The following is a 25,294-nucleotide window of genomic DNA, read 5'->3' as shown; positions in this document are numbered from 1 at the left end:
GATCGTGGAAGGAGCCGTCATGGCCTGGTTCGTGGTCATCGTCGCCGGTCTGTTCGAGGTCGCCATGGCCTACTCGCTCAAGCTCAGCGACGGGTTCTCCCGGCCGCTGCCCAGCGCGGGTTTCGTCACGTTCGCGCTGCTCAGCTTCGGGCTGCTGGCGTACGCGCTGAAGAGCCTGGACGTCGGCACGGCGTACGCGGTGTGGACCGGCATCGGCGCGGTGGGCACGGCGGTGCTCGGGATGGCGCTGCTCGGCGAGGACGCCTCGCCGGTGCGGATCGTGTCGATCGCCCTCATCGTCTGCGGCGTCGTCGGCCTGAACCTGGCGGGCGGCGGCCACTGAGCGGGGCTCGGGCGGGGCTCGGGCGGGGCTCGGACGGGCCCGGCACGTCGATGCGGGCCGGTGCATGGGCCTCCCTCCACCGCTCGGGCGGAGGGAGGCGATCCGGTCGCGGGTCAGATGGGCAGCAGCCCGAACAGGTCGGCGGCAGCGGTCAGCAACGCCGCCAGTGCGGCGATCACGGCCGCGATGGCCGTCGGGGCGACGTCTGACAGTCGCCTGATCGCGTAGTAGGTGAGCCAGAGAATGGCGACGATGACGCATACGGCGCTCAGCAAGGCCAGGGACGGCATTCTGTCCCCCTTTCGGACGCGGGGAGTTGTCCCCCTTTGACTACTTCGCGGAGCTATATCGACTGTGCCCGCATTTGCGACGGTTGGTAATGGACCGACTACGGACTGTCGATGTCGGCACTCTACTGCCTTGATCCGGGCAGAGCGCATCATTGACGCCAGGCGGAATCCGAGAAGTTTTCTGGAATCACTTTTTGATTACTGTGCGCGATCACACCAGAGCAGACGGTATTGTCAGACCGGCGCAGACGACTCTTCGCGGAGCTTCTAAGCCGGGCGGTGGCGGGGCCGGGGTGGTATCCGGCCCCCACGCCTCGCCCTCCATCGGTCCGGCGTACGGCCATCAGGCCCGGCACGCCGTCACGCAGCGTGCCCACCTACGGTCGCCCCACGTCATGCGCGACCGGCGGCCGCCTGCGATCATCGGGGCATGCTCCCCGTTCTCCCCATCCTCGCCGTGCTTCTGAACGGCCTCATGGCAGGGTTGTTCTTCGCCTTCTCGGCGGCCGTCATGTGGGGCCTCGACGCCGCCGGCCCGGCCCAGGCGACCGCCGCCATGCGCGGCATCAACATCAAGATCCTGAACCCGTGGTTCCTGACGGCCTACCTGCTCGCGCCGGTCGCCTCACTGGCCACCGGCGTGCTGCTGCTCATGGGCGACGGCGACACCACCGCCGGGGTGGTTTTCGTCGCCGCGGCGGTGGTCTACCTCCTCGGCACCTTCCTGCCGACGGCCGCGGTCAACGTGCCGCTCAACAACGCCCTCGAAGCGGGCGACGTCGACTGGGCCGGCTACACCCGGCGCTGGATGCCGTGGAACCACCTGCGTTCCCTCTCGTCCACCGCCGCTCTCGTGCTGGCCGCCGTGGGGATCCACCTCTCCTGAGCCGGCCCGTGATCGGTACGGCCACGCCGTACCGATCATCCGCGCCGGTCGTCACATGTTGATCATGTGGCCGGCCAGGCCGTGGATGGCCTCCTTGACCGCCTCGCCGAGCGTGGGGTGGGCGTGGACGTTGCGCGCCACCTCGTGCACGGTCAGGTCCCACTGCTGGGCCAGGGTCAGCTCGGGCAGCAGCTCCGTCACCTCGGGGCCGATGAGGTGGGCGCCGAGCAGCTCGCCGTACTTCCCGTCACTCACGATCTTGACGAAGCCGTTGGCGTCACCCAGGCCGTGCGCCTTGCCGTTGGCCGTGAAGGGGAACTTGGCCACCTTCACGTCGTAGCCCAGGTCGCGGGCCTGCGCCTCGGTGTAGCCGAAGCTCGCCACCTGCGGCTGGCAGTAGGTCGCCCGCGGGATCATCACGTAGTCGAGCTCCATGGTCTCGGCGTCGCCGATGGTCTCGGCCGCGATGACGCCCATGGACTCGGCGGCATGGGCCAGCATGAGCTTGGCCGTGACGTCGCCGATGGCGAAGATGTGCGGCACGTTCGTCCGGCACCGGCCGTCGACCGCGATGGCCCCCCGGTCGGTGAGGGCCACGCCCGTCTTCTCCAGGCCGTAGCCGTCGACCCGCGGCTGGAAGCCGATCGCCTGCATGACCTTGTCGGCCTCGAGCACCTGCTGCTGCCCGTCACGGGTGACGGTCACCTTGACCGAGGAGCCGGTGTCGTCGATGGCGTCGACCCGGGTCGAGGTCATGATGTCGATGCCGAGCCGCTTGTAGCGCTTGGCCAGCTCCGCCGACACCTCCGCGTCCTCCAGCGGCACCACCCGGTCCAGGAACTCGACGATGGTCACCTTGACGCCGTAGTTGTGCATGACGTACGCGAACTCCACGCCGATGGCGCCCGCGCCCGCGATGATGATGCTGCCGGGGAGCTGATCGGTCATGATCTGCTCCTCATAGGTCACCACCCGCTCCGACAGCGTCGTGCCCGGGATCAGCCTGGTGGTGGCGCCCGTGGCGATGATGCAGTGGTCGAAGGTGATGGTCTCGCCGTTGACCTGAAGCGTGTTGGCGTCGAGGAACGTGCCCCGGCCGTCGTACTCCGTGATGCCGTTCTTCTTCATCAGGTAGTGCACGCCCTTGACCCGGCCGTCCGCCACCTTACGGCTGCGCGTGAACGCGGCGCCGTAGTCGAAGGAGACCTCGCCGCTGATGCCGAAGGTCTTGGCCTCCTTGTGGAAGATGTGGGCCAGCTCGGCGTTGCGCAGCAGCGCCTTGGACGGGATGCAGCCCACGTTCAGGCAGACGCCACCCCAGTATTTCTCCTCGACGACCGCGGCGCGCAGACCGAGCTGGGCCGACCGGACCGCTGCCGTGTAGCCCCCCGGCCCCGCACCGAGAACGACGACGTCATAGTGAGTGCTCATGAGTCGGACCATACCGTCCACCCAGCTCCACCCCTGACCCTCGCCCCCACCCCAGTGCCCCGGCCGGCCCGGCCCGGTTGGATCGGAGCATGACCCACTTCCCCGGACGCTGGGCCGAGGGCGTCAGCCTGACGCTCGCGCCCGTCCTGCTGCTCGCCGGTGTGCTGCTGCGCGCCGGCCACGACGACTTCTTCCCCGGCCAGCTCGCCGCCTTCGCCGCCGAGCCCGGCCTGATGAGCGCCTCCTACGGGTGCTTCGCCGCCGGCTGCGCGCTCCTGTGGCCGGGCGTGCTCGCCCTGGTGCGCCGGGCGCCGGACTCCCGGCTCGTGCGGTGGGGCGGGGCGATGGTGCTGCTCGGCCTGTTCGCCCGGGCGTTCCACGCGGGCGTCTCGCACCTGGCGTTCCAGCTCGTGGACGTGCAGGGGCTCGCGCCGGCCGAGGCGGCCGTGTCCGGCTCCTACGGGGCCTTCCACGTCTTCCAGCCGCTGAACCTCGCGACGTTCGCGGGGTGGATCGTGCTCGCCGCCGGCCTCTGGCGGGCCGGGGTCATGGGCGCGGTGCCCGCCGTCGCGCTCGGGCTGGCCGCGGCGCTGCCGATCGGGGTGCTCAAGGGGACCGGCCCCATGTCGGTCGTGGCCACCGCCGGCCTGTGCGTCGCGCTCGTGCCGTGCGGGGTCAGGGTGCTGCGCGCCGGGCCCGCCCCGAAGTGGTGGGCCGTCCCGCTGGCTCTGGCCGCCGGCGCGGGCGCCGTCGTCATCGGCACCCTGGGCTGACCCGTACGGCGCGCACCCGGCGCGGCTCCCGGCGCGGCTCCCGGCACGACGTCAGCGCAGGGCGGCGAACCAGCGGCCCGACTCCTCCCAGAGACCGGCCACGCCGAACCCCGCAGGCCGGGCGACCCGCGCGACGTCTTCGGCCGACACCACCGCCCAGGCGAACCAGTCGCCCACGGCCCCGCCTCGGCGCAACCGCACCCGGTCCACCCGGCTGGTCACGCCCGGTCGCTCCACCTCGGCGACGACCTCGCCGCCCGGCCGTACCAGCTCCCTGACCCTGCGCAGCAGCGCACCCGGGTGCCCGCCGATGCCGATGTTGCCGTCGGCGAGCAGCGCCGTCTCCCACCGCCCGCTCCCCGGGACCTCGTCGAAGACGCTGCGCAGCAGAGCGAAGCCGCCAGCCTCGCGGGTCAGTCGCACCGCGTGCGGGGTGATGTCGATGCCCAGCGCCGGGACGCCCCGCCGGTTCAGCGCGACGGTGAGTCGGCCGGGACCGGAGCCGATGTCCAGCGTGGCGCCGACGCACCGGCGAAGCAGGGCCTCGTCGCCGTCGATGGGGCGCGTCCACCGGGCCGCCTCCAGGACGGCGCGGGAGCCGTCGACGTGCTCGATCTCGACGGGCGTGCCGGTGAGGGCGTCGGCGTAGAGCTCTCCGATCACCGCAGGGCCGCCTCCGCCGGGACCCGGGTCACCGCGCGCAGCGCCGCGGCGAAGCGGGACCCCGGCGCCTCGGCGGCCACCCGGTGGGCGTCGGCCGCGGTGTCCACGTCCGTCAGCTCCGGCAGGTGCCGCACGCTCAGCCCGGCCCCCGCCAGCCGCCGGAGTTGCTCCCGCCCGGTGTCAGGGCGGGACATGGGCACGCCCAGCAGCAGCGCGGGGTCGGGCCGGCGCAGTCCGAGCAGCCAGAAGCCGCCGTCGGCCGCCGGGCCGTACACGGCGTCGCCGCGGTCGAGCTCCTCGACGGCGCGCAGGAGCAGGCCGGGCGTCACCTGAGGGGTGTCCATGCCGATGAGCACCACCGGCCCGGGGCGGAGCCGGTGGGCGTCGGCGAAGGCCGCGGCCAGGCGCTCGTCCAGGCCTGAACCGCGCTGGGGGATCACCACCATGTCGGCGGGCAGCCAGCGCCCCGGCAGCCCGTCCAGCGCGAGTACCCGCTGCGCGGCCGGGGTGGCGGTGACGGCCCGCAGCGTGTCCACGATCGCCGCCTCGGCCAGGAACGCGGCCTCGGCGGGGCGGAACGGCGGCGTCAGCCGGGTCTTGACCCGGCCGGCCACCGGCTCCTTGGCGATGGTCACGATCTGCGTCATGCCGCCTCCAGGGCGATCTCCATGGTCCGACCGTAGGGCCGCCGGCCCCGCCCGGGTCTTACGAGGTCGTTACGGGCCCGGCCAGTTCTTACGGAGTGCGGACGGGACGCGCCGCAGGGGTCACGGGACGGGCGGCCGGTGGCAGGCTCCGGTGCATGAGCAGGACCACGGTGCCCGCAGGAGTGATCCTCCTTGTCCTGGTCGCCGTCCTCGTCAGGATGTCGCTGGGCCCGCCCGGCCTGCTGGGCTGGTACCTGGCCTGCTGGGCGCTGTTCGCCGCCGCGCTGTGGCTGAGCCGCCGGCTGCCGCGACGGGAGCTGGCCGTCCTCGTCGTCGCCGGAGGCGTCGCCGTGACCGCCACCGGCCTGGTCGCCCCGCCCGCGACGAGCACCGACTCCTACCGCTACGCGTGGGACGGCCGCGTGCAGGCGACCGGCCTCTCTCCCTACGACCACCCGCCCGCCGACCCGGCGCTCGCCCCCCTGCGGGACGACTGGCTCTTCCCCGCCGACTGCGCGACGCCCGGTCTGTCACGCCTGCCGGAGGGCGGATGCACCCGGATCAACCGGCCCGCCGTGCACACGATCTATCCGCCGCTCGCCGAGGGCTACTTCTTGCTGGTGCACTGGTTGTCACCCGGTGGCTCGCGGCACAAGCCGCTCCAGCTCGCGGGCGCGCTGCTGTCGGTCGCGGTCCTGCTCGCCCTGTGCCGGTGGGCGGGCATCCGGGCGGCCGCGGCCTGGGCGTGGTGCCCGGCCGTGCCGGTCGAGGCGGTGAACAACGCGCACGTCGACGTGCTGGGCGTGCTGCTGGTGGTGCTGGCGCTGGCCTGCCGCACCGATCGCGGACGGGGGGCGCTGCTCGGCGCGGCGGCGGCGGCCAAGCTGCTGCCGGCGATCGCGTTGCCCGGCGCGCTCTCGGGCGTGCTGAAGAACGGGGTGCGCTGGCGGCGCGTGCTCGCCGTCGTGGGGCCCGCCGCGCTGGTCGTCGCGCTGGCCTACCTGCCCTACCTGCTGGCCTCGCGGGAGTCCGTCGTGGGCTACCTGTTCGGGTACGTCGCCGAGGAGGGGTACGACGAGCCCTCGGCACGCGACCGGTACGGGCTCCTGCGGCTGTTCCTGCCCGACGCGTGGGCCCCGTTCGCCGCGATCCTCCTGCTGGCCCTGGCCGTCCTGCACGTGCTGCGCCGCGGCGATCCGGGCCGGCCCTGGGGCGGAGCCCTGCTGGTCACGGGCTCCCTGCTGCTGCTGTTCACCCCGGGATACTCCTGGTACGCGCTGCTCGTGGTCGCGCTGGCCGCCATGGACGGGAGGTGGGAGTGGCTCGGTGTGGCGGCGGCGGGAGCGGTCGCCTACCTCTCCGGCCCGGCCACCGCGGCCTACGCGGCGGCGGCGCTGGCGGTGGCGGCCTGCTGGGTGGTCCGCCTCCCCGGGCGCCGCGTCCCGGACGGGGAGGTCACCGAGCCAGGTCCCGCATGACCCCCCGCATGTCGGCGACGGCCCGCAGCGTGCCGCGCACCGTGCCGGTGACCTTGGACCGCCCGTGCCGGCTCAGGTAGGCCACGTCCACCTCGTTGATCCGCCAGTCGGCCCGCGCCGCGCGCAGCACCATCTCCAGCGGGTAGCCGAACCGGCGGTCGGTCAGGCCGAGCGCGACCAGATCGACCCGCGAGCAGGCCCGCATGGGGCCGAGGTCGCGCAGCGGGACGCCGGTGCGGCGGCGCAGGCTCCTGGCCAGCACGGCGTTGCCGAGCCGGGCGTGGGGCGGCCATGACGCGCCCGGCTGGAGCATCCGCCGGCCGAGCACCAGGTCGGCCCGCCCCGACAGCACGGGGCCGGCCACCTCGGGCAGCAGGCGGGGGTCGAGCGAGGCGTCGGCGTCCATGAAGCACACCACGTCCGCCGTCGCGGCCAGCAGCCCGGCGTGGCACGCGGCGCCGAACCCCCGGCGCGGCTCCGCCACCACGTGCGCGCCCAGCTCGGCGGCGAGCGCGGCCGAGCCGTCGGTGGACCCGTTGTCGACGACGATCGGCCGGTAGCCGGGCGGCATCCGCCCGAGCACCCATGGCAGCGCCTCCCGCTCGTCCAGGCAGGGCAGGATCACCTCGACGCTCATGACGCCCCCAGCGGCGCGGCGGCGAACTCCGTCATGCCCGCCTCGAACCCGACGGCGGCGCGAAAGCCGAGCTCGGCGCGGGCCCGGCCGGGCGCGGCGACGACGTGCCGGACGTCGCCCAGCCGGTATTCGCCGGTGACCACGGGCCGCGGCCCGCCGCGCGCGTCGGCGAGGGCGGCGGCCATCTCGCCGACGCTGTGCGGCGTCCCGCTGGCGATGTTGTAGGCCCGCAGCCGGCCCGGCGGCAAGGTGGCGCCGGCCGCCGCGAGGTTGGCCCCGGCCACGTCGCGGACGTGCACGAAGTCGCGCAGCTGGCCGCCGTCCTCGAACACCCGCGGCGCCCGTCCCGCAGCCAGCGCCGACCGGAAGATCGCCGCCACCCCGGCGTACGGGGTGTCACGCGGCATCCGCGGCCCGTAGACGTTGTGGTAGCGCAGCGCCACCGCGGTCCCGCCCGTCTCCCTGGCCCAGTTCGCGGCGAGGTGTTCCTGGGCGAGCTTGGTGGTCGCGTAGGCGTTGCGCGGGTCCGGCGGCGCGTCCTCCCCGATGACGGCGTGGCTCACCGGCGCGCCGCACACCGGGCAGACCGGGTCGAACCGGCCGCGGTCGAGGTCCTCGCGGGCGCGTGGACCGGGCCGCACCCGGCCGTGCTCCGCGCAGTCGTAGGCACCCTCGCCGTAGACCACCATCGACGACGCCAGCACCAGCCGGCCCACCCCGTGCCGGGCCATCGCGGCCAGCAGGACGGCGGTGCCGTGCACGTTGACGGCCGCGTACGCCGGGAGGTCGGACACGTCCACGCCGAGCCCCACCTTCGCCGCCTGGTGCGCGACCAGGTCCACGCCCGGCAGCGACCGGTCCAGAGCGGCCCCGTCCCGCACGTCGGCGCCGGCGCGCAGGTCGAACGGGACGACCTCGTGCCCCGCCTGCGCCAGCGCCTCGGCGACGTGACTCCCGATGAAACCGGCCGAGCCGGTGACCATCACCTTCACGTCGTCGACGCTAGTCACCGGCCCGGCGCGCAAGAAGGGACGGCGCCATCACGTTCGCGAGCCGTAAGAACTCGGCGCTAGACCTCCACCGTGTACGGCAGGGCCAGCTCGTCGGCCGGCACGCCGCGGATGCCCCAGTTGACCCGGGGCATCTCGATGATCGTGATCTCGATGTCCTCCGGCGGGAACGGCAGCCGGTCGTAGACCGCCCGGATGAGCGCCCGCTTGGCCTCGTCGCTCCGGCCCGTGAAGCAGACCACCTCGATGATCAGGTAGCCGTCGCCGCGCTGGGGGCAGACGAGGTCGTCCGCGTCCAGCAGCAGGAACCGGTGGAACCGCTTGTCCTCAGGCAGTCCCCACGCCTCGACGAGGCAGCCGTGCAGCAGATCCGACACCTCGCGCCGGCGGTCCGCCCACACGTCGCGGCGGCCGTACACCTTCACCTGAGCCATATGGGCCACTATAGGGGTCGTGATCCGTATTCTCCTGGCCGACGACGAAGCCATGATCCGTGCCGGAATCCGGGCCATCCTCGCCGCCGACCCGTCCTTCGAGGTGGTGGCGGAGGCAGGCGACGGCCGGGCGGCGGTGGACCTGGTTCTCAGCCACCACCCGGACGTGGCGCTGCTCGACATCCGCATGCCGAAGCTCGACGGGCTCGGCGCGGCGGCCGAGATCCGGCGGGTCGCCCCGGGCACCGCCGTGGTCATGCTCACCACGTTCGGCGAGGACGACTACATCGCGCGGGCCATCGACGTGGGCGCCGGCGGGTTCCTCCTCAAGTCGGGAGACCCGCGCGAACTGATCGCCGGCATCCACGCCGTGGCGGGCGGGGCCGCGTACCTGTCGCCCAAGGTCGCCCAGCGCGTCATCACCCACCTCGCCGGCAGCCGCATGACGAAGGGCAGCGCGGCGCGCGAGCGCGTCCGGGTGCTGACCGACCGCGAACGCGAGGTCCTCGCCCTGGTCGGCGCCGGGATGTCCAACGCGGAGATCGCCCGCGAGCTGCACCTGGTGGAGGGGACGGTGAAGGCGTACGTCAGCGCCATCCTCACGCGGCTCGACGTGCGCAACCGCGTCCAGGCCGCGATCATCGCCCACGACGCCGGCTTGGTAGCCTGACGCGTGATGTATCGCCTCGTGTTCACGCAGGTCTTGCGGCGTTTCGACGCCGAGACCGTGCACCATCTCACCGTCCGGGCCCTCGCCCTGCTGTCGGCGCTGCCGCTGGTCAAGCGGTTGCTGCACCGGTCGCTCGCGCCGCACGACCCGGCCCTGCGGCTGACCGCGTTCGGGGTGCACTTCCCCGGCCCGCTGGGCCTGGCCGCCGGGTTCGACAAGGACGCCGCCTGCGCCGAGGGCGTGGCGGCGCTCGGGTTCGGCCACGTCGAGGTCGGCACCATCACCGCGCACGGGCAGCCGGGCAACCCCAGGCCCCGGCTGTTCAGGCTGGTGCGACAGCGGGCCGTGATCAACCGGATGGGCTTCAACAACGCCGGGGCCGCCGCGGCCGCCCGCCGGCTGCGCCGCACCCGCGGCGTGCCCGTCGTGGTCGGGGTCAACATCGGCAAGACGAAGGTGGTGCCCGAGCAGGAGGCCGTCGCCGACTACGTCGCCGCGGCCAAGGAGCTCGCGCCGCTGGCCGACTACCTGGTCGTGAACGTCAGCTCGCCCAACACGCCCGGCCTGCGCGACCTGCAGGCGGTCTCCAAACTGCGCCCGCTGCTCGCCGCCGTGAAGGACGTCGCCGACGGCACTCCCCGCCGCACCCCGCTGCTGGTCAAGATCGCCCCCGACCTCGCCGACGAGGACGTGGACGCCGTCGCCGACCTGGCGTTGGAGCTGGGTCTCGACGGCATCATCGCGACCAACACCACGATCCGGCACGAGGGCGAGACCGGCGGCCTGTCCGGCCGGCCGCTCAAGGGGCGCTCCCTGGAGGTGCTGCGCCGGCTGCGCGCCCGGGTGGGCGACCGGCTGGCGCTCGTCTCGGTGGGCGGCGTCGAGGACGTCGACGACGTCTGGGAGCGGCTGCTCGCGGGCGCCACCCTCGTGCAGGGCTACACCGGCTGGATCTACGGCGGGCCGCTGTGGGCGTCCCGCATCCACCGGCAGCTCGCGCGGCGCGTCCGCCGCCACGGATTCGCCTCCATCACCGAGGTCATCGGCCGTACGGCGCCCGACACCCGGAGCGCGCGGTGAGCGTGCCGCTCGGCGGCGGCGTCGTCATGCGACTGGTCGCCGAGGGCGACGCGCAGGCGCTCACCGACGCCTACGCGCGCAACCGCGAGCACCTGCGCCGCTGGGAGCCGCGCCGGCCCGAGGAGTTCTTCACCCTCACCGGCCAGACCGAGCGGGTGCTGCTCCAGCTCGAACAGCACGCGGAAGGGCGGCTGATGCCGTGGGTGCTCGCCGACGGCGACCGCGTCGTCGGCTGCCTCAACCTGTCCAACATCGTGTACGGCCCCTTCCGCAGCGGCAACCTCGGTTACTGGATGGACGCCGGCTACACCGGCCGGGGCCTGGCCACCCGTGCGACGCTGCAGGCGTGCCGGGAGGCCGACGAGCGGCTGGGCCTGCACCGCGTCGAAGCGGGCACGCTGCTCGACAACGCCGCCTCCCAGCGGGTGCTGGTGAAGGCCGGCTTCCAACCCATCGGCGTCGCCCCGCGCTACCTCGCCATCGCGGGGGAGTGGCGCGACCACCGGCTTTTCCAGCGCGTGCTCAACGACCGCCCGCCCGGCTCCTGACGGCCTGCCGGCAGCGGGTCACACGCTGGGACGGGTGGACTCGGCGTCGTGGGTGAGCCGGTCGAGCCGTTCCATGACGTCGGGCGCCCGGATGACGCCCGGCCGGTGCGGGCGGCGGCGCTGCCACGGCCGGGGCCCGTCGAGCGGCCGGTATTCGACGCCCAGCGCGTCGAGCCGGCCCAGATGCGTCCCGAGCCGTCCGGCGAAGTCCTCGCCCGTCCCGCCCGACCAGGCCACCTCGGCCAGCGCGCAGGCCCGCGGCCAGGTGCGGTAGTCGAGCGTCCGCCCGTCGGGGATCCGCTCGGTCCACAACTGCGCCTGCGCCCCCAGCACCCGCGCCCGCGACTCCACGGGCCAACTGTCCGGAGCCGGGTCGAAGGCCGCCACGTCGGCGACCGTGATCGCCTCACCGATCGCCATCGGCTCGTCCGCCGTGGCCGCCTCGGCGTAGTCGAAATAGAGCGGGAACACCGGCGTCGCCACCACGTCGTGCCCGGCGGCGGCGGCCCGGCGGCCCACCTCCATGCCCCGCCACGGCATCACCACGGTGTCCGGCCGCAGCTCGCCGCTGACGAACGCCTCGTCCCACACCACGGCCCGCGCGCCCCGCTCGGCCAGCACGTCGGCCAGCCGCCGCAGGAACCACGCGTGCAGCGGCCCCGTCGAGGCCAGCCCGAGCGACTCCCGGTAGGCGTCGATCTCCGGCGAGGCCGCCCAGTGGTCGAGCACGACCTCGTCGCCGCCGATGTGGACGTAGGGGACCTCGCCGAGCGCGCCGATCACCTCGTCGAAGACCGTGGTCAGGAACTCCACCGTGGCCGGCAGCGGCGACAGGATCGCCGAGGAGATGCCCCAGCGGTCGAGCACCGCGTGGCGCTCGCCGGTGGGCCCCAGCTCCGGGTAGGCGGCCAGGATGGCGGAGGCGTGGCCCGGCACGTCGATCTCCGGCACGATCACGACCTCGCGGGAGCGCGCGTAGGCGCCCAGCTCGGCCAGGTCGGCCAGCGTGTAGTGGCCGCCGTGCGGCACGTCGTCGTACGCCTCGGGCTCGCCGTAGTGGTGGACGGCGGTCCGCGGCCGGTGCGAGGCCACCTCGTGCAGCAGCGGATAGGCGCGGCTCTCCACCCGCCACCCCTGGTCGTCGGCCAGGTGCAGGTGGAGCCGGTTGAGCTTGTGCACCGCCATCACGTCGATCAGCCGCAGGATCTCCCGCTTCGGGAAGAAGTGACGGGCCACGTCCACGTGCAGGCCGCGCCAGGAGAAGCGCGGCGCGTCCTCCACCCGCACACCCGGGACACGCCACGCGGCGCCCGTCGAGAAGCGGTAGGACGCGTCGGGCAGGAGCTGGTGCAGCGACTGGCCGGCGTAGAACGCCCCGGCCCGGTCGCCCGCTGTGATCTCCACCCCGCGCGACCCCACGACCAGCCGGTACGCCTCGGGCCCGAGCGCGGGGTCGAGCCGCAGCTCGATCGCTCCTGAGTCGCCCGGCCGCAGGTCGAGGCCGGGAAGCGCGGCCCGTACGGCGTCGGCCAGGTCGGCGGGGCCGGACACGACGGCACCGGAGGTCAGCTCATAGGAGCCGGACAGGTGACGGAGGATGCGCGGACGCGGGATCATGCTTGCAGATAGTGCTGCATCCCGTTCGCCAGCGCCAGTGCGATCCGCTGCCGGAACGCCGGGTCACGGAACTTCGCCGCCTCGGCGGCGTTGCGCATGTTGCCGCACTCGATGAAGATCTTCGGCACGGTCGAGAGGTTGAGCCCGCCCAGGTCGCTGCGGAAGCTGAGCGCCTGGCTGCCGATGTAGGTGGAGTAGGGCAGGCCGGTGCCCTTCTTGAAGGCCGCGCGTACGGCCAGCCCCAGCTCGCGCGAGTCGCCGACGACCGGGTCGACCGGGCCGTTGATCTTCTTGGGCATGATGACGTGGAAGCCGTGGTCGGCCGGGCCGGACCCGTCGGCGTGCACCGAGATCGCCGCGTCGGCCTTGGCCTTGTTGCCGATGGCGGCCCGCTCGGTGATGCACGGGCCCACGCCGTCGTTGTCGGAGCGCGTCAGCTCGACCTTGGCGCCCCGGCTCTTGAGGATCTTAGCGAGCCGGGTGGACACGTCCCAGGTGAAGGCCGCCTCGGAGTAGCCGGAGTCGGTGGAGGTGCCCGTCGTGTCGCACGCCTTCCACTGGGTCAGCACGTTGACCTTGCGGTTGACGGCCTTGGGGTTGCGGTGGTTGCCGCCGTTGTGGCCGGGGTCGATGACGACGACCTTGCCGGACAGCGGCGCGGCGGCGGCCTTGGCCGCCGCCGGCGTGGTGCCGGTCTCGGCGGTCGCTCCCGGCGCGGCGGCCGAGGCGCCCGCGGCCCGCGGCTCCTGGGCGGCCTGACCTGCCGTGACGGCGCCTGTGGAGGCGCCTGTGGAGGCGCCGGTGGAGGCGCCGGTGGAGGTGCCGGTGGAGGTGCCGCCGGCCGCGCCGCCGCAGGCGGTGGCGATCAGGCCGCACGCGGCGAGAACGGTGGCTGGGAAAGCACGCATGGCCTCCACCGTACGTCAAGGCAGGCGGTCACCAGACGTGTTCGCCGACCTCCTGCCGCTGGAGCAGGGCGGCCAGCTCCCGCGCGTCCTCGGCGTCGAGGCCGAGCACGACGCGGGGCCGGCCCCACGGGTGGTCGAGGGAATGGGCGACGTAGCTGGCCACGGACTCGGCCCCGGTGTCGGCCGCGCGGCCCCGGCCCGAGCGCCACTGGGCCCACGCGCGTTCGAGTTCGGCCGCCGCGCGCTGGGCGCAGGACACCAGTTCTGGATCACGCATGACTGTCCCCCTGGATCAGTTCGTGACATGACCCTGACGAGTAAACCTCCCGGGACGGGGCCGGCCGGGCGGGTTGACCGAGCCTTGGACCGCTCTTGGGCGCGCCTGGTGCCCGGTGCCGAGCGCGCCGCGGGCGGTCAGGCGGCGGGGCCGGTGCTCCGCCGTACGATCAGCTCGGGGGCCACCTCGCGCAGCCGAGCGGCCTTCACGGGATCGCCGATCCGGTCGCTGAGCAGGGAAGCCGCCGACCGCCCCATGGCGCGGCGCGACTGGTCCACGGAGGTGAGCGCGATGTGGCGGGAGGCCGCCAGATGGGTGTTGTCGTAGCCGGCCACCGACAGGTCCTCCGGCACCCGCAGCCCCAGCTCCTCGGCGGCGAGGAGCACGCCGACCGCGACGACGTCGTTGCCCGCGAAGATCGCCGTGGGCCGGGGGTCGCGGGTCAGCAGCGCCAGCGCCGCCGTCCGGCCGCCCTCCTCGGTCGCCTCGGCCGCCTCGACCATGATGTACGGCGCGAGCGCGTGCCTGCGCATCGCCACGAGGTAGCCCTCGCAGCGCGAGGGCAGTGCGCCCTCGATGTGCGCGATCCTGCGGTGCCCCAGCTCGACGAGGTGGTCGACGGCCAGGCGGGCGCCGTGCCGGTCGTCGTCCACCACGATGTCGACGCCGCCGAGCTCGATGTCGCGTTCCCCGACGACGACGGTGGGCGTGTAGGAGGTCGCCTCCATCAGGGTCTCGCTGGTCGGGGCGATCCCTAACAGGACCAGCCCGTCCACCCGGAGCTCCAGGAACGCGGTCACGGCCTCGTCCTCGAACGCCGGGTCCCACTGGCTGTTGCCGATGAGCATGCGCAGCCCGTCGCCGTGCAGGCTTTCCTGCAGGCCGTCCAGGAACTCGGCGTAGAACGGGTTGTGCAGGTCGGCGACCAGCGCGCCGACGAGATGGGTACGGCCTTCGACCAGGCTGCGCGCCACCGCGTTCGGCCGGTAGCCGAGCTCGCGGGCGGCCTGGAGGACGGCTTGGCGCCGGTGCTCGCTGACGTGCGGCGAGCCGCGCAGCACCAGCGACACCAGCGATTTGGAGACGCCGGCCCGCTCGGCGACGTTGCGGATCGTTGGCCGGGGCCGTGGTAGGTCCCGGAGGTCGGTCATGGTTGAAGACTCGACGGGTGGTCCTGACATGGGTCTCCCCCGCGATGCGTAGATGGGCACCTTGTCTCACCAAACGATCGAGTTCGCCACAGGGTACGGCTTGGGGTTAGGGAAGCCTGTTATTGACGGAGAGGTCACATGTCCGCCGGGAGCCGGGCGCTCGGTTACTGTGCAGGTGTGACACCCGGGAAGCCAGCCGAGCGGGCGCGTCCGGCGCGGCGCAGGCTCACTGTCGATCGCCGCCGCGAGGAGCTCATGGCGGCGGCCCTGGAGCTGTTCAGCAGGCGCGACGCCGAGGACGTCTCGATCGACGACGTCGCCACGGCGGCGGGCGCCTCACGGGCGCTGGTCTACCACTACTTCGGCGGCAAGCAGGAGCTCTACGTGGCGGCGCTGCGCAGCGCGGCCGACCAGCTCGAGTCGCGGCTGCGTCCGCAGCTCGGCGGGAGCCCGCTGCAGGAGGTCGCGTCGGGGCTCACCCGCTACTTCGACTTCGTGGAGGAGCACGCGGCGGGGTTCGCGGCGCTGCTGCGCGGCGGGCCGGCCAACCGGGCGGGCGAGGTGGGCGAGATCGTCGACGGGGTGCGCCAGCGCCTGTCGCGCCGCATCCAGAAGCAACTGGGCCTGGAGCGGCCGAGCCCGGTGCTGCGCGCCACCATGCGCGCGTGGATCGCCTCGGTCGAGACCGCGGGCCTCGACTGGCTCGACCACCGTGACATCGAGCGGCCGACTCTGGAGAGGATGCTCGTCGACCAGTTGGTCGCGCTCCTGGGCGCGGCCGCCCGCTATGACGGTGACGTCGGCCGGCTCCTGGAGGTGCTGGGGGAGCGGCCGGCTTAGGGGAAGGGAAGGATGGCGCCGGGCGGGCGGCGCCAGCTTCCGGACGCGACGGTCGTCGTCACAGAAGGTGGACCATGCCGCCGGCGTGGCCCACCGTTCAACCCCCCTGAGGTCCGTGACGAACCCCGGCACTACTCAGAGCGCTGCTGCGGAATCCCCGCGAGCAGAGCCCGGACCTCGGTCTCCCGGTAACGCCGGTGGCCCCCCAGGGTGCGAATCGACGTCAACTTCCCCGCCTTGGCCCACCGGGTGACGGTCTTGGGGTCGACCCTGAACATGGTCGCGACCTCGGCGGGCGTGAGCAGTGGCTCGGCCTCGGGTGTACGAGCTGACATTTGTGCGGCCTCTCCTCCGTGTGGACCGGCTTAGCGATCCTGTGACTGCCTTTGCGCGTGTCACGGATGTCCCCCTATGGCCCCGAACGTGCGGCTTTTCCTGGCCATATGCGGCATCACCCGAAGTGACCATACCGCCACGCTGAGCGATTGGCGAGCCCTTCTTTGACCCAACTGCCCGCCCCCATGGCGATGTCACGCTCGGTGATTCTAGCGACACGTTTCGTGGTATCGCAGTGAAAACGGCAAACTGCTCAGTTCGCAGAAGCGAGCAGCCGCTACTCATGACCTACTCATGCAGGTCAGACGGTTTTATTGGGGCTCAGTTGGCAGATTCCAGGAGTTGCATTGACTTCCAGCGCAGGACGACACGCTGGTACATGGCGAAGGCAAGCTCTTCTTGACCCGTGTCCAGGCCGGTGAGGGCGGCCGACAGCTCCGCGACCGACTGGTCCGCCTGCAGCGCGTCGTCGTCCATGAGGTGCACCAGGCCGCCGTAGTCGAGCTCGACCAGTGAGTGCGGGTGGAACTCCTCCAGCCAGCGGGCCACGTCCTCCACGTCGAGATTGGCGGCCACGTCGCCCAGGTGCCGCCGCAGCACCTGCAGGGCCCGCGCCGCCCGCCGCCTGGCCTGCGCCATGGAGGTCACGTAGATGAGGTTGCGCCCCGTGGCGGTGGTCACGTCCTGCCCGGGGACCGCCGAGCCGAGCACCAGCCACCGCTCGTTGCCGTCGAACGGCACGAACCACGACGGCGGCACGTGCCAGGCCGTGGTGCGGATGTGGGTGCGCAGCGCCGAGGAGCCGCCGCCGCGCTTGTAGCGGTCGAAGTCGTCGGCGGTCTGCTCGGCGATCGCCTGGGGGACCAGGTGATCCATCAGCTTCGCGGGAGTGCTGCCACGCAGCCGTGAGAAGGCCAGCCAGGAACGCAGGCGCGTCTGCCAGGGGCAGACGTAGAGGCGGTCCTCGACGCGCCGCAGATAGGCGTTGGGGCTCTCCTGGGCGGGCACCGGCTGAGGGGGCGTGCCGAGCAGGCGCCGTACGGACTCGCCGTGCTCGTGGTTGAGCGCGTTGGCGCGGCGCGGCCGGTCGCGCGAGTCGGCGTAGTCGGCCCACACCTTCTGCTGGGACTCGGGGAAGGCGGTCAACGGCTCGTAGACGCGGAGGTACGCGGCATAGGGCAGCACGGAGGCATCGTGTCATGAAGACAATCGGCTCGCACCGTCGTGCCCACTACCCTGGAAGGGATCTCCGCCGCGAAGGTGCGGCGGACCGGACAGGGAGTCACTACCGTGACCGACGTCTTCGACCCGTCTCACAAGGACGCGCACGAGCAGGTCGTCTTCTGCGCCGACGCGCACAGCGGCCTGCGTGCCATCATCGCCATCCACAACACCGCGCTCGGCCCCGCGCTCGGGGGCACCAGGTTCTATCCGTACGAGAGCGAGCAGGCGGCCCTGACCGACGTGCTCAACCTCTCGCGCGGCATGGCCTACAAGAACGCGCTGGCCGGTCTCGACCACGGCGGCGGCAAGGCCGTCATCATCGGTGACCCGTCACGCGACAAGAGCGAGGCGCTGCTGCGCGCCTACGGCAGGTTCATCGAGTCGCTCGGCGGGCGCTACATCACCGCCTGCGACGTCGGCACCTACAGCGAGGACATGGACGTCGTGGCCCGGGAGTCGCGCCACGTCACCGGCCGCACGCTCGCCCAGGGCGGCGCCGGCGACTCCTCCATCCTGACGGCCTTCGGCGTCTTCCAGGGCATGCGCGCCTCGGCCGAGCGGGTCTGGGGCACCCCGTCGCTGCACGGCAGGCGGATCGGCGTCGAGGGCGTCGGCAAGGTCGGCCACCGGCTGGTGGAGCTGCTGCGCGAGGACGGCGCCGAGGTGGTGATCTGCGACGTCAGCGAGCAGGCCGTCGAGCGGGTGCGGCAGCGCCGGCCCGAGGTCGAGGTGGTGGCCGACGCCGAGGCGCTGACCGACGCCGACATCGACGTCTTCGCCCCCTGCGCGCTGGGCGGCGCGCTCGACGACGACACCGTGGCCAGGCTGCGCGCCAAGGTCGTCTGCGGCGCGGCCAACAACCAGCTCGCCCACCCCGGAGTGGAGAAGCAGCTCGCCGAGCGCGGCATCCTCTACGCCCCCGACTACGTGGTCAACTCCGGTGGTGTGATCCAGGTGGCCGACGAGATCCGGGGCTTCGACATGGAGCGTGCCAGGGCAAAGGCGGCGCTGATCTACGACACCACGCTGAAGATTTTCGAGATCGCCGGGGAGGAGGGCGTCCCCCCGGCCGTCGCAGCCGATAGGCTAGCCGAGCGCAGAATGTCGGAAGTCGGGCGGATTAGGGCCATTTGGCTGGGCCACTGACGCCCCACGCCCATACGACGTACCGAGCTGGGCACAAAACAGGTACGGTAATAGGCGAACGATAGGCTGACGCCCGTAGTCAGGCGGGGTCGGCGTGTGGTGCGTTAGCGACGAGGGGTCGGGGACGACCCCACACGAGGGGGTCGAGCCAATGGGGCGCGGCCGAGCAAAGGCCAAGCAGGTCAAGGTTGCTCGCCAGCTGAAGTACAACAGCGGTGGCACAGATCTTGACCGTCTTCGCGACGAACTCGGGGTCGGAGACCCCAGCCGCAGTGACGACGCCGACGACCTCAATGACGAGTTGGCTGATCGCTATGCCGATTACGCCGACGACTACGGCGACGACGACGACCGCTCGGCCGGGCGTCGCTAGCAACTCTCCTGGTTGACGCAGTCGATCACCTGGCGTGTCCGTCACGCAGGGTGCGCGTCCACCGCGTCGGGCCCCACGGGCGACCAGCCCGTGGGGCTTTCGTCGTGCTCACCGGCCCGAACCGCCCGGCGACGCCACGCCCGGACCCCCGGGCCCGCCCGTGTGGCGTTGACCACACCCGCGGGCACGAGGAGGACGGCACGGGAGTCGACACCGAGTCGACAGCGGGCGGCGCGGGGGCGGGTCAGCGGTAGCGGGCCTGGCCGGAGCCGGGGACGATCTCGCCGAGCACCCAGGCCGGCAGCCCCCGCTCCACGAGGAACCGCATCGCCGCGTCGGCGGCCGACGGGGCGACGACCGCCGCCATGCCCACCCCGAGGTTGAACGTGCGGTCCATGTCACGCTGCCCGATGCGGCCGTGCCCCGCCAGCACCTCGAACACGGCCGGCGGCGTCCACGACGACCGGTCGAGCAGGGCGTCGAGGTCGGCGGGCAGCGAACGCGACAGGTTGCCCTCGATGCCGCCGCCGGTGATGTGCGCGTAGGCGCGCACCTCGACCTCGCGGGCCAGGGCCAGGCAGTCGAGCGCGTAGATCCGGGTCGGCTCCAGCAGCTCCTCGCCCAGCGGCCGGTCCAGCTCCGGCAGGTCGGCGTCGAGCGACAGCCCCGCCTCGCGCAGCACGTGGCGCACCAGCGAGTAGCCGTTGGAGTGCACCCCGGAGGAGGCCAGCCCCAGCACCACGTCACCGGCCCGCACCCTGGACGGGCCGAGCATGGCCGACGCCTCCACCACGCCGGTGCCGGCGCCGGCCAGGTCGTACTCGTCGGGGCCCATCGCGCCCGGGTGCTCGGCCGTCTCGCCGCCCACCAGCGCCGCGCCCGCCAGGCGGCAGCCCTCGGCGATGCCGCCGACGATCTCGGCGACCCGCTCCGGCACCACCTTGCCGCAGGCGATGTAGTCGGTCATGAACAGCGGCTCGGCCCCGCAGACCACCAGGTCGTCGAGGACCATGCCGACCAGGTCGATGCCGATCGTGTCGTGCTTGCCGTACTGCTGGGCCAGCATGACCTTGGTGCCGACGCCGTCGGTGGAGGTGGCCAGCAGCGGCCGCCGGTAGCGCAGCAGCGCCGAGGCGTCGAACAGGCCGGCGAACCCGCTGGCGTCGTCCACGACCTCGGGCCTGCGGGAGCGGGCCACCTTGTCCTTCATCAGCGCGACAGCGCGCTCGCCGGCCTCGATGTCGACACCGGCGGCCTCGTAGCTTGTCACGCCTTGCTCTCCAACACGTACTTGCCGACGCTGTCCTGGTCGATCGGGATGGGGTAGGAGCCGTCGAAGCAGGCCATGCACAGCCGCGACGCCGGGATGGTCGTGGCCTTGGTCAGCCCTTCGAGCGAGATGTAGCCGAGGCTGTCGGCGCCCAGCGAGGCGCGGATCTCCTCGACCGTGAGCGAGCCCGCGATCAGCTCGGCCCGGGTCGCGAAGTCGATGCCGTAGAAGCACGGCCAGGCGACGGGCGGGGAGGAGATGCGCACGTGCACCTCGCGCGCCCCGGCCTCGCGCAGCATCTTGACGATCGCGCGCTGGGTGTTGCCGCGCACGATCGAGTCGTCCACCACGACCAGGCGCTTGCCCTGCACCACCTCGCGCAGCGGGTTGAGCTTGAGCCGGATGCCGAGCTGGCGGATCGTCTGCGAGGGCTGGATGAACGTCCGCCCGACGTAGGAGTTCTTCACCAGGCCCTGGCCGTAGGGGATGCCGCTCTCCTCGGCGTAGCCGACGGCGGCCGGAGTGCCCGACTCGGGCGTCGGGATGACCAGGTCGGCCTCGACGGGATGCTCGCGGGCCAGCACCCGGCCGACCTCGACGCGGGTCACCTGGACGCCGCGCCCGGCGATCGTGGTGTCGGGACGGGCGAGGTAGACGTATTCGAACAGGCAGCCCTTGGGCTCGGCCAGCGCGAAGCGGCGCGAGCGGACCCCGTTCTCGTCGATGGTGAGCAGCTCGCCGGGCTCGATCTCGCGGACGAACGTGGCGCCCACGATGTCGAGCGCCGCCGTCTCGGAGGCGACGACCCAGCCTCGCTCCAGCCGGCCCAGCACCAGCGGGCGGATGCCCTGCGGGTCGCGCGCCGCGTAGAGCGTCGTCTCGTCCATGAACACCAGCGAGTAGGCGCCCTTGACCTGCGGCAGCAGCTCGGCCGCCGCGTCCTCGACGGAGCGGTCGCGGTCCTGCGCCAGCAGCGTGGTCAGCACCTCGGTGTCGGTGGTCGCGCGGGTGGCCCCCGGGGCCAGCCGCTCGGCCAGCTCGGCGGTGTTGATCAGGTTGCCGTTGTGGGCCAGCGCGAGCCCGCCGCCCTCGGTGGAGCTCAGCGTGGGCTGAGCGTTCTCCCACACGCTGGAGCCGGTGGTGGAGTAGCGGCAGTGACCGATCGCCAGGTGCCCACGCAGGGTGCCGAGCACCGACTCGTCGAAGACCTGGGCCACCAGGCCCATGTCCTTGTAGACGAGGATGCGGCTGCCCTCGCTGACCGCGATGCCCGCGGACTCCTGGCCGCGGTGCTGCAACGCGTACAGCCCGTAGTAGGTGAGTTTGGAAACTTCCTCGCCCGGAGCCCAGACGCCGAAGACGCCGCATGCGTCGCGTGGCGCTCGATCGTCGGGGTCCAGGTCATGGCCGAGCCGGCCGTCGCCCTTCAGCACGTGCTTCAGTCTAGGTCGGCCGCTCTGCTGCTCGCACACCCGGGTGCGGGTCGCACGACCTGCGAGGTCGGCCACTTGGCCGCATGCGGCCCCAAGGATGGCCGGGCCTTTGCCGTGTCGTGCGGTTGCGCTGGTGCGTTCCGCGTAAGGGTGAGGTATCCGGCATCTGACCTCAGTCGGGGAGACGCATACGTGACCACACCCGGGGACCCGAACCGCGCCTGGCGCGAGGACGAGTCCGACGACTACCTGGGCTCCGGCGGGCCGTCCGCGCCCGACAGCGCCGACGCCGAGAGCACGGCCGTCTTCGAACGTCCCGCCGGTCCCGGGCCGCGTGACGCCGGGCCGGGGGACTCCGAGCGGGCCGCGGAGGTGACGCAGCCGCCCCTCGCGCCGGGCGGCACGCCCGCGTACCCGGGCTGGGAGGAGACCGCCCCGCCGCAGCCGGGCGGCCCGGCCTCGGCCGCGACGGCGCCGTCCCGTTACGAGACACCCGAACAGCCCGCCGAACAGCTCGCTGAGCAGCCCGGGCAGCCCGGACAGGGCGAGCAGGCCGAGCAGCCGTCCGAGGGGCCGCGCACGCAGCCGTACGAGCAGCCGCGGGAGCAGGGCGCGCCGGTGCCCGGCACGACGCCGTCCAGCCCGTACGGCGGCCCGCCCGGCGGCGGCCCGGGCCCCGCGCCGTACGGCGGCGCAGGCGCGTACGGCGACAGCGGCCCGTACGGCACCGGCACCCCGAGCGGCCCGAGCAGCCCGAGCGGCCCGTACGGCACGGGCAGCCCGAGCGGCCCGAGCGGCGCGTACGGCGGAGGCGGCGCGTACGGCACCGGCTACCCGCCGCCCACCCCGTACCGGCCGGGCCCTCAGACCAAACCCGGCAGCGGCCTGGCGACCGCGTCGCTGGTGCTCGGCGTGGCCAGCCCGTTTCTCGTCTTCGTCTGTTTCACCGGCCTGCTGACGGCGATCCTGTCGATCGTGTTCGGCGGTGTCGCGCTCAGCAAGGGCGTCGGCAAGGGCCGCGCCATCGCCGGCATCGTGATCAGCGTGCTGGCCCTGGCGCTGTTCGCGATCGTGGCCGTGTGGTTCTGGAACGTGGTCCAGGAGTGCGCGGGGCTGCCTCCGGAGCTGGCCGACCGGTGCTTCCAGCAGCGCTTCCCCTGGGTGCGCCCGCCCAGCTAGCCGGGCCGGCCGGGCCGGTCGAGCGGCAGGTGGGCGGACAGGTCGGCGCGGGCGCCGCTCGCCGTGACCGCGCCTTCGCCCACGGCCTGCTGCCAGGTGAGGCGGCCCACGGCCAGCTCGATCCAGGTGCGCGGGTCCATCTCCACGACGTTCGGCGGGGTGCCGCGCGTGTGGCGCGGGCCCTCGACGGCCTGGACGGCCGCGTACGGTGGCACGCGCACCTCGACCGTCCGGCCGGGGGCGGCGGCCGTCAGCCGGTCGAGCAGGTGGCGGACGGCCTGCCGGGCGGCGTCCCGCTCGGGGGCGCGGCCCCGGTCGTAGGCGGCGAGCACGGCGGCCACGAGGGCTCCGGCCAGCGCGGTGGCCGGGCCGTCGAAGGGCGGCTCGTCCAGGGCGACGAGCTGGGCGTCCAGCGCGGCCCTCAGCTTCTCGGGGTCGGGTCTGCGTGGTGGCACCCGCCCATTCTCCTCCGGCGCGAAGGGTTCACCGCGCCGGAGGGCGTCGTTCACCGGGGGTTACCGCGGTCCTCGTAGCGTCTCGGCCGAAACACCGCGCACCACCTTTGGAGTCCCCGTGCAGAACCGGCTTCTTCCGCTGCTCACCACGCACAAGTCAGGCCGATCGGCGATGACCTGCCAGTTCCGCTGCGGCAACGCCTGCGCGCACGAGGCCGGCAACGACAGCGGCAACCCCTACTTCGGCGACGTCGTCGCCCAGGCCATGTCCCGGCGCGGCGTGCTGCGCGCCGGCGCCCTGGGCGCCCTCGTGGCGGGTACCGGCGTGGCCGGCGCGGTCGGGGCGGCCCCCGCGGTGGCGGACCCGGCCGGGCCCGAGGAGGCGGCGCTGCGCGGCGGCGGCCGCTCGGACCTGCGCTTCACGCCCGTTCCGCCGAACACCGACGACGCGCTGCGCGTGCCCGACGGCTACACCAGCTCCGTGGTGGTGCGCTGGGGCGACCCGGTGCTGCCGGGCGCGCCGGAGTTCGACTTCGCCAATCAGAGCGCCGAGGCGCAGGCCAAGCAGTTCGGCTACAACTGCGACTACGTGACGCTGTTCCCGATGGGTCGCGACCGCGGCCTGCTGTGGGTGAACCACGAGTACACCACCGAGGCCCTGATGTTCCGCGGCTACCAGGGCGGCGGCACCGCGACCGAGGAGCAGATAAGGATCGCGATGGCGGCCCACGGCGGCTCGGTCGTCGAGGTGGAGCGGGTGAAGGGGACCGGCGAGTGGAAGCTGGTCACCAGCGGTCGGCGGCGCTACAACCGGCGCGTCACCGTGCACACGCCGATGCGGTTCACCGGCCCGGCCGCGGGCAGCGACCTGTTGAAGACGGCCGCCGACCCGGCCGGCACCAGGCCGGTCGGCATGCTGAACAACTGCGCGGGCGGCACCACCCCGTGGGGCACGGTGCTGACGGCCGAGGAGAACTTCGACCAGTACTTCGTCAACGGCGACAAGGTGCCCGCGGCGCAGCGGCCGTACGTCGCCCGCTACACGATCCCGTCCGGCGCCTCGTCGAGCAGCCGCCGGTTCGACCGGGTGGAGGAGCGGTTCGACCTGGCCAGGCACCCGAACGAGGCCAACCGGTTCGGGTGGATCGTGGAGATCGACCCGTTCGACCCCGACTCGACGCCGGTGAAGCGCACGGCGCTCGGCCGGTTCAAGCACGAGGCCGCCACGACGACGGTGTCCCGTGACGGCCGCCTCGTGGTCTACATGGGCGACGACTCGCGGTTCGAGTACGTCTACAAGTTCGTCTCGAAGGATCGCTACCGGCCGGGCAACGACCGGCACAACCGCCGGCTGCTGGACGAGGGCACCCTGTACGTGGCGAAGTTCACCGGCGACAGCCCGGCGGCGGAGCTGGACGGCTCGGGCAAGCTGCCCTCCGACGGGGCGTTCGACGGCTCGGGCGAGTGGATTCCGCTGGTCAGCGGCACCAGGTCGTACGTGGAGGGGATGACCGCTGCCGAGGTGCTCGTCTACACCCGCTCGGCGGCGGACAAGGTCGGCGCGACCAAGATGGACCGGCCGGAGGACGTGGAGCGCAACCCGGTCACCGGCGGCGTCTACATCGCGCTGACCAACAACTCCAACCGGACGGCCGCGCAGGTGGACGAGGCCAACCCGCGCGCCTCCAACAAGCACGGCCACGTCCTGGAGCTGGTCGAGCGGCGCGGCGACCCGACGGAGCTGACGTTCGCCTGGTCGCTGCCGCTGGTCTGCGGCGACCCGAAGGACGCCTCGACGTACTTCGCCGGCTTCGACAAGTCGAAGGTCTCGCCGATCTCCTGCCCGGACAACCTGGCCTTCGACCGTGACGGCAACCTGTGGATCTCCACGGACGGCAACGCGCTCGGCGCCAACGACGGACTGTTCGTGATGCCCGTGCGCGGCAGGGAGCGCGGTTACCTGCGCCAGTTCCTGTCGGTGCCGGTGGGGGCCGAGACCTGTGGTCCGATGGTGACGGAGGATCAGCGCAGCGTCTTCGTCGCGGTGCAGCACCCGGGCGAGGTGGACGGCGCGACCCCGGACAACCCGGCGAGCCGCTGGCCCGAGGGCGGCGAGGGCCAGCCCCGCCCGGCCGTGGCGGTCGTGTGGCACGCCGAGGGCCGCCGGATCGGCAGTTGACCTGAACTAAAGTTGA

General features: G+C 73.0%; 28 protein-coding genes. 12 read left to right on the top strand and 16 right to left on the bottom strand.

Going from position 1 to position 25,294, the window contains the following annotated elements; translation table 11 throughout:
• Window positions 1-19 precede the first annotated feature (19 nt).
• On the top strand, window positions 20-343 hold the full coding sequence (locus ACGF0J_RS28800; RefSeq protein ID WP_393150626.1) for a DMT family transporter: 324 nt from the start codon (window positions 20-22) through the stop codon (window positions 341-343).
• A gap of 113 nt (window positions 344-456) precedes the next feature.
• On the opposite strand, the gene ACGF0J_RS28795 is transcribed toward ACGF0J_RS28800, so the two are convergent.
• Window positions 457-633, bottom strand: a complete 177-nt coding sequence (locus tag ACGF0J_RS28795; RefSeq protein WP_180903821.1) for a hypothetical protein — start codon at window positions 631-633, stop codon at window positions 457-459.
• A 430-nt stretch (window positions 634-1,063) separates the two neighbouring features.
• On the opposite strand from ACGF0J_RS28795, the gene ACGF0J_RS28790 reads away from it, so the two are divergent.
• The gene (locus tag ACGF0J_RS28790; protein WP_393150624.1) at window positions 1,064-1,519 is read left to right on the top strand and encodes a DUF1772 domain-containing protein; all 456 of its coding nucleotides are present in this window, start codon (window positions 1,064-1,066) and stop codon (window positions 1,517-1,519) included.
• A 51-nt stretch (window positions 1,520-1,570) separates the two neighbouring features.
• Here the strand turns inward: ACGF0J_RS28790 and lpdA are convergent, their stop codons facing one another.
• Window positions 1,571-2,950, bottom strand: a complete 1,380-nt coding sequence (gene lpdA / locus ACGF0J_RS28785; protein WP_393150622.1) for a dihydrolipoyl dehydrogenase — start codon at window positions 2,948-2,950, stop codon at window positions 1,571-1,573.
• Window positions 2,951-3,039: 89 nt separating this feature from the next.
• Between lpdA and ACGF0J_RS28780 the strand changes: the two genes are divergently transcribed.
• Window positions 3,040-3,723 (top strand): hypothetical protein, encoded by a 684-nt coding sequence (locus tag ACGF0J_RS28780; protein WP_393150620.1) that lies wholly within the window; start codon window positions 3,040-3,042, stop codon window positions 3,721-3,723.
• 51 nt (window positions 3,724-3,774) lie between these two features.
• Here the strand turns inward: ACGF0J_RS28780 and ACGF0J_RS28775 are convergent, their stop codons facing one another.
• Window positions 3,775-4,386 (bottom strand): class I SAM-dependent methyltransferase, encoded by a 612-nt coding sequence (locus ACGF0J_RS28775; protein WP_393150618.1) that lies wholly within the window; start codon window positions 4,384-4,386, stop codon window positions 3,775-3,777.
• Complete coding sequence (locus tag ACGF0J_RS28770) at window positions 4,383-5,033, bottom strand: TIGR04282 family arsenosugar biosynthesis glycosyltransferase (RefSeq protein WP_393150616.1); 651 nt, start codon at window positions 5,031-5,033, stop codon at window positions 4,383-4,385. Before ACGF0J_RS28770 ends, ACGF0J_RS28775 begins: the two co-directional genes overlap by 4 nt.
• 155 nt (window positions 5,034-5,188) lie before the next feature.
• Here ACGF0J_RS28770 and ACGF0J_RS28765 point away from each other — a divergent pair, with 155 nt between their 5' ends.
• A complete protein-coding gene (locus ACGF0J_RS28765) occupies window positions 5,189-6,511 on the top strand; it encodes a glycosyltransferase 87 family protein (protein ID WP_393150614.1) in 1,323 nt (440 codons plus the stop codon).
• Here ACGF0J_RS28765 and ACGF0J_RS28760 read toward each other — a convergent pair.
• From ACGF0J_RS28760 to ACGF0J_RS28750, 3 genes are all read right to left on the bottom strand, one after another.
• Complete coding sequence (locus ACGF0J_RS28760; protein ID WP_393150612.1) at window positions 6,489-7,148, bottom strand: glycosyltransferase family 2 protein; 660 nt, start codon at window positions 7,146-7,148, stop codon at window positions 6,489-6,491. The two genes, ACGF0J_RS28765 and ACGF0J_RS28760, sit on opposite strands and share 23 nt — an antisense overlap.
• Window positions 7,145-8,140 (bottom strand): NAD-dependent epimerase/dehydratase family protein, encoded by a 996-nt coding sequence (locus tag ACGF0J_RS28755; RefSeq protein WP_393150610.1) that lies wholly within the window; start codon window positions 8,138-8,140, stop codon window positions 7,145-7,147. The genes ACGF0J_RS28760 and ACGF0J_RS28755 overlap by 4 nt, the downstream gene beginning before the upstream one ends.
• 77 nt (window positions 8,141-8,217) lie before the next feature.
• Window positions 8,218-8,592 carry a tautomerase family protein gene (locus ACGF0J_RS28750; RefSeq protein WP_393150608.1) on the bottom strand — a complete coding sequence of 125 codons (375 nt, stop codon included), beginning with the start codon at window positions 8,590-8,592 and terminating at the stop codon, window positions 8,218-8,220.
• A gap of 19 nt (window positions 8,593-8,611) precedes the next feature.
• On the opposite strand from ACGF0J_RS28750, the gene ACGF0J_RS28745 reads away from it, so the two are divergent.
• The 3 genes from ACGF0J_RS28745 to ACGF0J_RS28735 are packed head-to-tail and all read left to right on the top strand — an operon-like array spanning window position 8,612 to window position 10,890.
• Entirely contained in the window at window positions 8,612-9,262 is a 651-nt protein-coding gene (locus tag ACGF0J_RS28745; protein WP_393150606.1) for a response regulator, read from the top strand.
• A gap of 6 nt (window positions 9,263-9,268) precedes the next feature.
• On the top strand, window positions 9,269-10,342 hold the full coding sequence (locus ACGF0J_RS28740) for a quinone-dependent dihydroorotate dehydrogenase (protein WP_393150604.1): 1,074 nt from the start codon (window positions 9,269-9,271) through the stop codon (window positions 10,340-10,342).
• The gene (locus ACGF0J_RS28735) at window positions 10,339-10,890 is read left to right on the top strand and encodes a GNAT family N-acetyltransferase (RefSeq protein ID WP_393150602.1); all 552 of its coding nucleotides are present in this window, start codon (window positions 10,339-10,341) and stop codon (window positions 10,888-10,890) included. Before ACGF0J_RS28740 ends, ACGF0J_RS28735 begins: the two co-directional genes overlap by 4 nt.
• Before the next feature lie 18 nt (window positions 10,891-10,908).
• Here ACGF0J_RS28735 and ACGF0J_RS28730 read toward each other — a convergent pair whose 3' ends face one another.
• The 4 genes from ACGF0J_RS28730 to ACGF0J_RS28715 all read right to left on the bottom strand — a co-directional run bounded on the left by ACGF0J_RS28730 (window position 10,909) and on the right by ACGF0J_RS28715 (window position 14,843).
• A complete protein-coding gene (locus ACGF0J_RS28730) occupies window positions 10,909-12,507 on the bottom strand; it encodes a beta-N-acetylhexosaminidase (protein ID WP_393150600.1) in 1,599 nt (532 codons plus the stop codon).
• Complete coding sequence (locus tag ACGF0J_RS28725; RefSeq protein WP_393150598.1) at window positions 12,504-13,415, bottom strand: N-acetylmuramoyl-L-alanine amidase; 912 nt, start codon at window positions 13,413-13,415, stop codon at window positions 12,504-12,506. Before ACGF0J_RS28725 ends, ACGF0J_RS28730 begins: the two co-directional genes overlap by 4 nt.
• Before the next feature lie 28 nt (window positions 13,416-13,443).
• Window positions 13,444-13,692: a hypothetical protein gene (locus ACGF0J_RS28720; protein ID WP_393150596.1), complete on the bottom strand. Its 249-nt coding sequence runs from the start codon at window positions 13,690-13,692 to the stop codon at window positions 13,444-13,446.
• A gap of 137 nt (window positions 13,693-13,829) precedes the next feature.
• Window positions 13,830-14,843 carry a LacI family DNA-binding transcriptional regulator gene (locus ACGF0J_RS28715; protein ID WP_393150594.1) on the bottom strand — a complete coding sequence of 338 codons (1,014 nt, stop codon included), beginning with the start codon at window positions 14,841-14,843 and terminating at the stop codon, window positions 13,830-13,832.
• 177 nt (window positions 14,844-15,020) lie between these two features.
• On the opposite strand from ACGF0J_RS28715, the gene ACGF0J_RS28710 reads away from it, so the two are divergent.
• On the top strand, window positions 15,021-15,683 hold the full coding sequence (locus ACGF0J_RS28710; protein ID WP_393150592.1) for a TetR/AcrR family transcriptional regulator: 663 nt from the start codon (window positions 15,021-15,023) through the stop codon (window positions 15,681-15,683).
• A 131-nt stretch (window positions 15,684-15,814) separates the two neighbouring features.
• Here ACGF0J_RS28710 and bldC read toward each other — a convergent pair whose 3' ends face one another.
• The gene (gene bldC, locus ACGF0J_RS28705; RefSeq protein ID WP_013133571.1) at window positions 15,815-16,018 is read right to left on the bottom strand and encodes a developmental transcriptional regulator BldC; all 204 of its coding nucleotides are present in this window, start codon (window positions 16,016-16,018) and stop codon (window positions 15,815-15,817) included.
• A gap of 322 nt (window positions 16,019-16,340) precedes the next feature.
• Entirely contained in the window at window positions 16,341-17,204 is an 864-nt protein-coding gene (locus ACGF0J_RS28700; protein ID WP_393150590.1) for a hypothetical protein, read from the bottom strand.
• A 105-nt stretch (window positions 17,205-17,309) separates the two neighbouring features.
• Between ACGF0J_RS28700 and ACGF0J_RS28695 the strand changes: the two genes are divergently transcribed.
• Window positions 17,310-18,389 (top strand): Leu/Phe/Val dehydrogenase, encoded by a 1,080-nt coding sequence (locus ACGF0J_RS28695; protein ID WP_393150588.1) that lies wholly within the window; start codon window positions 17,310-17,312, stop codon window positions 18,387-18,389.
• Window positions 18,390-18,540: 151 nt separating this feature from the next.
• On the top strand, window positions 18,541-18,762 hold the full coding sequence (locus ACGF0J_RS28690; protein WP_393150586.1) for a DUF3073 domain-containing protein: 222 nt from the start codon (window positions 18,541-18,543) through the stop codon (window positions 18,760-18,762).
• A 244-nt stretch (window positions 18,763-19,006) separates the two neighbouring features.
• Here ACGF0J_RS28690 and purM read toward each other — a convergent pair whose 3' ends face one another.
• Entirely contained in the window at window positions 19,007-20,032 is a 1,026-nt protein-coding gene (gene purM / locus ACGF0J_RS28685) for a phosphoribosylformylglycinamidine cyclo-ligase (RefSeq protein ID WP_393150584.1), read from the bottom strand.
• Window positions 20,029-21,465: an amidophosphoribosyltransferase gene (gene purF, locus ACGF0J_RS28680; RefSeq protein ID WP_393150582.1), complete on the bottom strand. Its 1,437-nt coding sequence runs from the start codon at window positions 21,463-21,465 to the stop codon at window positions 20,029-20,031. Before purF ends, purM begins: the two co-directional genes overlap by 4 nt.
• A 192-nt stretch (window positions 21,466-21,657) precedes the next feature.
• Between purF and ACGF0J_RS28675 the strand changes: the two genes are divergently transcribed.
• Window positions 21,658-22,644: a hypothetical protein gene (locus tag ACGF0J_RS28675; RefSeq protein WP_393150580.1), complete on the top strand. Its 987-nt coding sequence runs from the start codon at window positions 21,658-21,660 to the stop codon at window positions 22,642-22,644.
• Here the strand turns inward: ACGF0J_RS28675 and ACGF0J_RS28670 are convergent.
• A complete protein-coding gene (locus ACGF0J_RS28670) occupies window positions 22,641-23,099 on the bottom strand; it encodes a sterol carrier family protein (RefSeq protein WP_393150578.1) in 459 nt (152 codons plus the stop codon). The genes ACGF0J_RS28675 and ACGF0J_RS28670 overlap by 4 nt on opposite strands.
• 172 nt (window positions 23,100-23,271) lie before the next feature.
• Here ACGF0J_RS28670 and ACGF0J_RS28665 point away from each other — a divergent pair, with 172 nt between their 5' ends.
• Complete coding sequence (locus ACGF0J_RS28665; RefSeq protein ID WP_393150996.1) at window positions 23,272-25,278, top strand: PhoX family protein; 2,007 nt, start codon at window positions 23,272-23,274, stop codon at window positions 25,276-25,278.
• Window positions 25,279-25,294: the final 16 nt, after the last annotated feature.

It is taken from the genome of Nonomuraea sp. NPDC047897 (genome assembly GCF_043204415.1).
Lineage (GTDB): Bacteria > Actinomycetota > Actinomycetes > Streptosporangiales > Streptosporangiaceae > Nonomuraea.
This window is presented reverse-complemented; position numbering and strand designations above follow the sequence as displayed.

What these genes read in the sequence shown, in the direction of transcription:
- ACGF0J_RS28720 (WP_393150596.1), bottom strand. Translation starts at nt 13,692, where the DNA reads ATGCGTGATCCAGAACTGGTGTCCTGCGCCCAGCGCGCGGCGGCCGAA.
- ACGF0J_RS28690 (WP_393150586.1), top strand. Translation starts at nt 18,541, where the DNA reads ATGGGGCGCGGCCGAGCAAAGGCCAAGCAGGTCAAGGTTGCTCGCCAG.
- ACGF0J_RS28730 (WP_393150600.1), bottom strand. Translation starts at nt 12,507, where the DNA reads ATGATCCCGCGTCCGCGCATCCTCCGTCACCTGTCCGGCTCCTATGAG.
- ACGF0J_RS28725 (WP_393150598.1), bottom strand. Translation starts at nt 13,415, where the DNA reads ATGCGTGCTTTCCCAGCCACCGTTCTCGCCGCGTGCGGCCTGATCGCC.
- ACGF0J_RS28760 (WP_393150612.1), bottom strand. Translation starts at nt 7,148, where the DNA reads ATGAGCGTCGAGGTGATCCTGCCCTGCCTGGACGAGCGGGAGGCGCTG.
- ACGF0J_RS28770 (WP_393150616.1), bottom strand. Translation starts at nt 5,033, where the DNA reads ATGACGCAGATCGTGACCATCGCCAAGGAGCCGGTGGCCGGCCGGGTC.
- ACGF0J_RS28795 (WP_180903821.1), bottom strand. Translation starts at nt 633, where the DNA reads ATGCCGTCCCTGGCCTTGCTGAGCGCCGTATGCGTCATCGTCGCCATT.
- ACGF0J_RS28740 (WP_393150604.1), top strand. Translation starts at nt 9,269, where the DNA reads ATGTATCGCCTCGTGTTCACGCAGGTCTTGCGGCGTTTCGACGCCGAG.
- ACGF0J_RS28790 (WP_393150624.1), top strand. Translation starts at nt 1,064, where the DNA reads ATGCTCCCCGTTCTCCCCATCCTCGCCGTGCTTCTGAACGGCCTCATG.
- ACGF0J_RS28665 (WP_393150996.1), top strand. Translation starts at nt 23,272, where the DNA reads ATGACCTGCCAGTTCCGCTGCGGCAACGCCTGCGCGCACGAGGCCGGC.
- ACGF0J_RS28750 (WP_393150608.1), bottom strand. Translation starts at nt 8,592, where the DNA reads ATGGCTCAGGTGAAGGTGTACGGCCGCCGCGACGTGTGGGCGGACCGC.
- ACGF0J_RS28780 (WP_393150620.1), top strand. Translation starts at nt 3,040, where the DNA reads ATGACCCACTTCCCCGGACGCTGGGCCGAGGGCGTCAGCCTGACGCTC.
- ACGF0J_RS28800 (WP_393150626.1), top strand. Translation starts at nt 20, where the DNA reads ATGGCCTGGTTCGTGGTCATCGTCGCCGGTCTGTTCGAGGTCGCCATG.
- lpdA (WP_393150622.1), bottom strand. Translation starts at nt 2,950, where the DNA reads ATGAGCACTCACTATGACGTCGTCGTTCTCGGTGCGGGGCCGGGGGGC.
- bldC (WP_013133571.1), bottom strand. Translation starts at nt 16,018, where the DNA reads ATGTCAGCTCGTACACCCGAGGCCGAGCCACTGCTCACGCCCGCCGAG.
- ACGF0J_RS28715 (WP_393150594.1), bottom strand. Translation starts at nt 14,843, where the DNA reads ATGACCGACCTCCGGGACCTACCACGGCCCCGGCCAACGATCCGCAAC.
- ACGF0J_RS28765 (WP_393150614.1), top strand. Translation starts at nt 5,189, where the DNA reads ATGAGCAGGACCACGGTGCCCGCAGGAGTGATCCTCCTTGTCCTGGTC.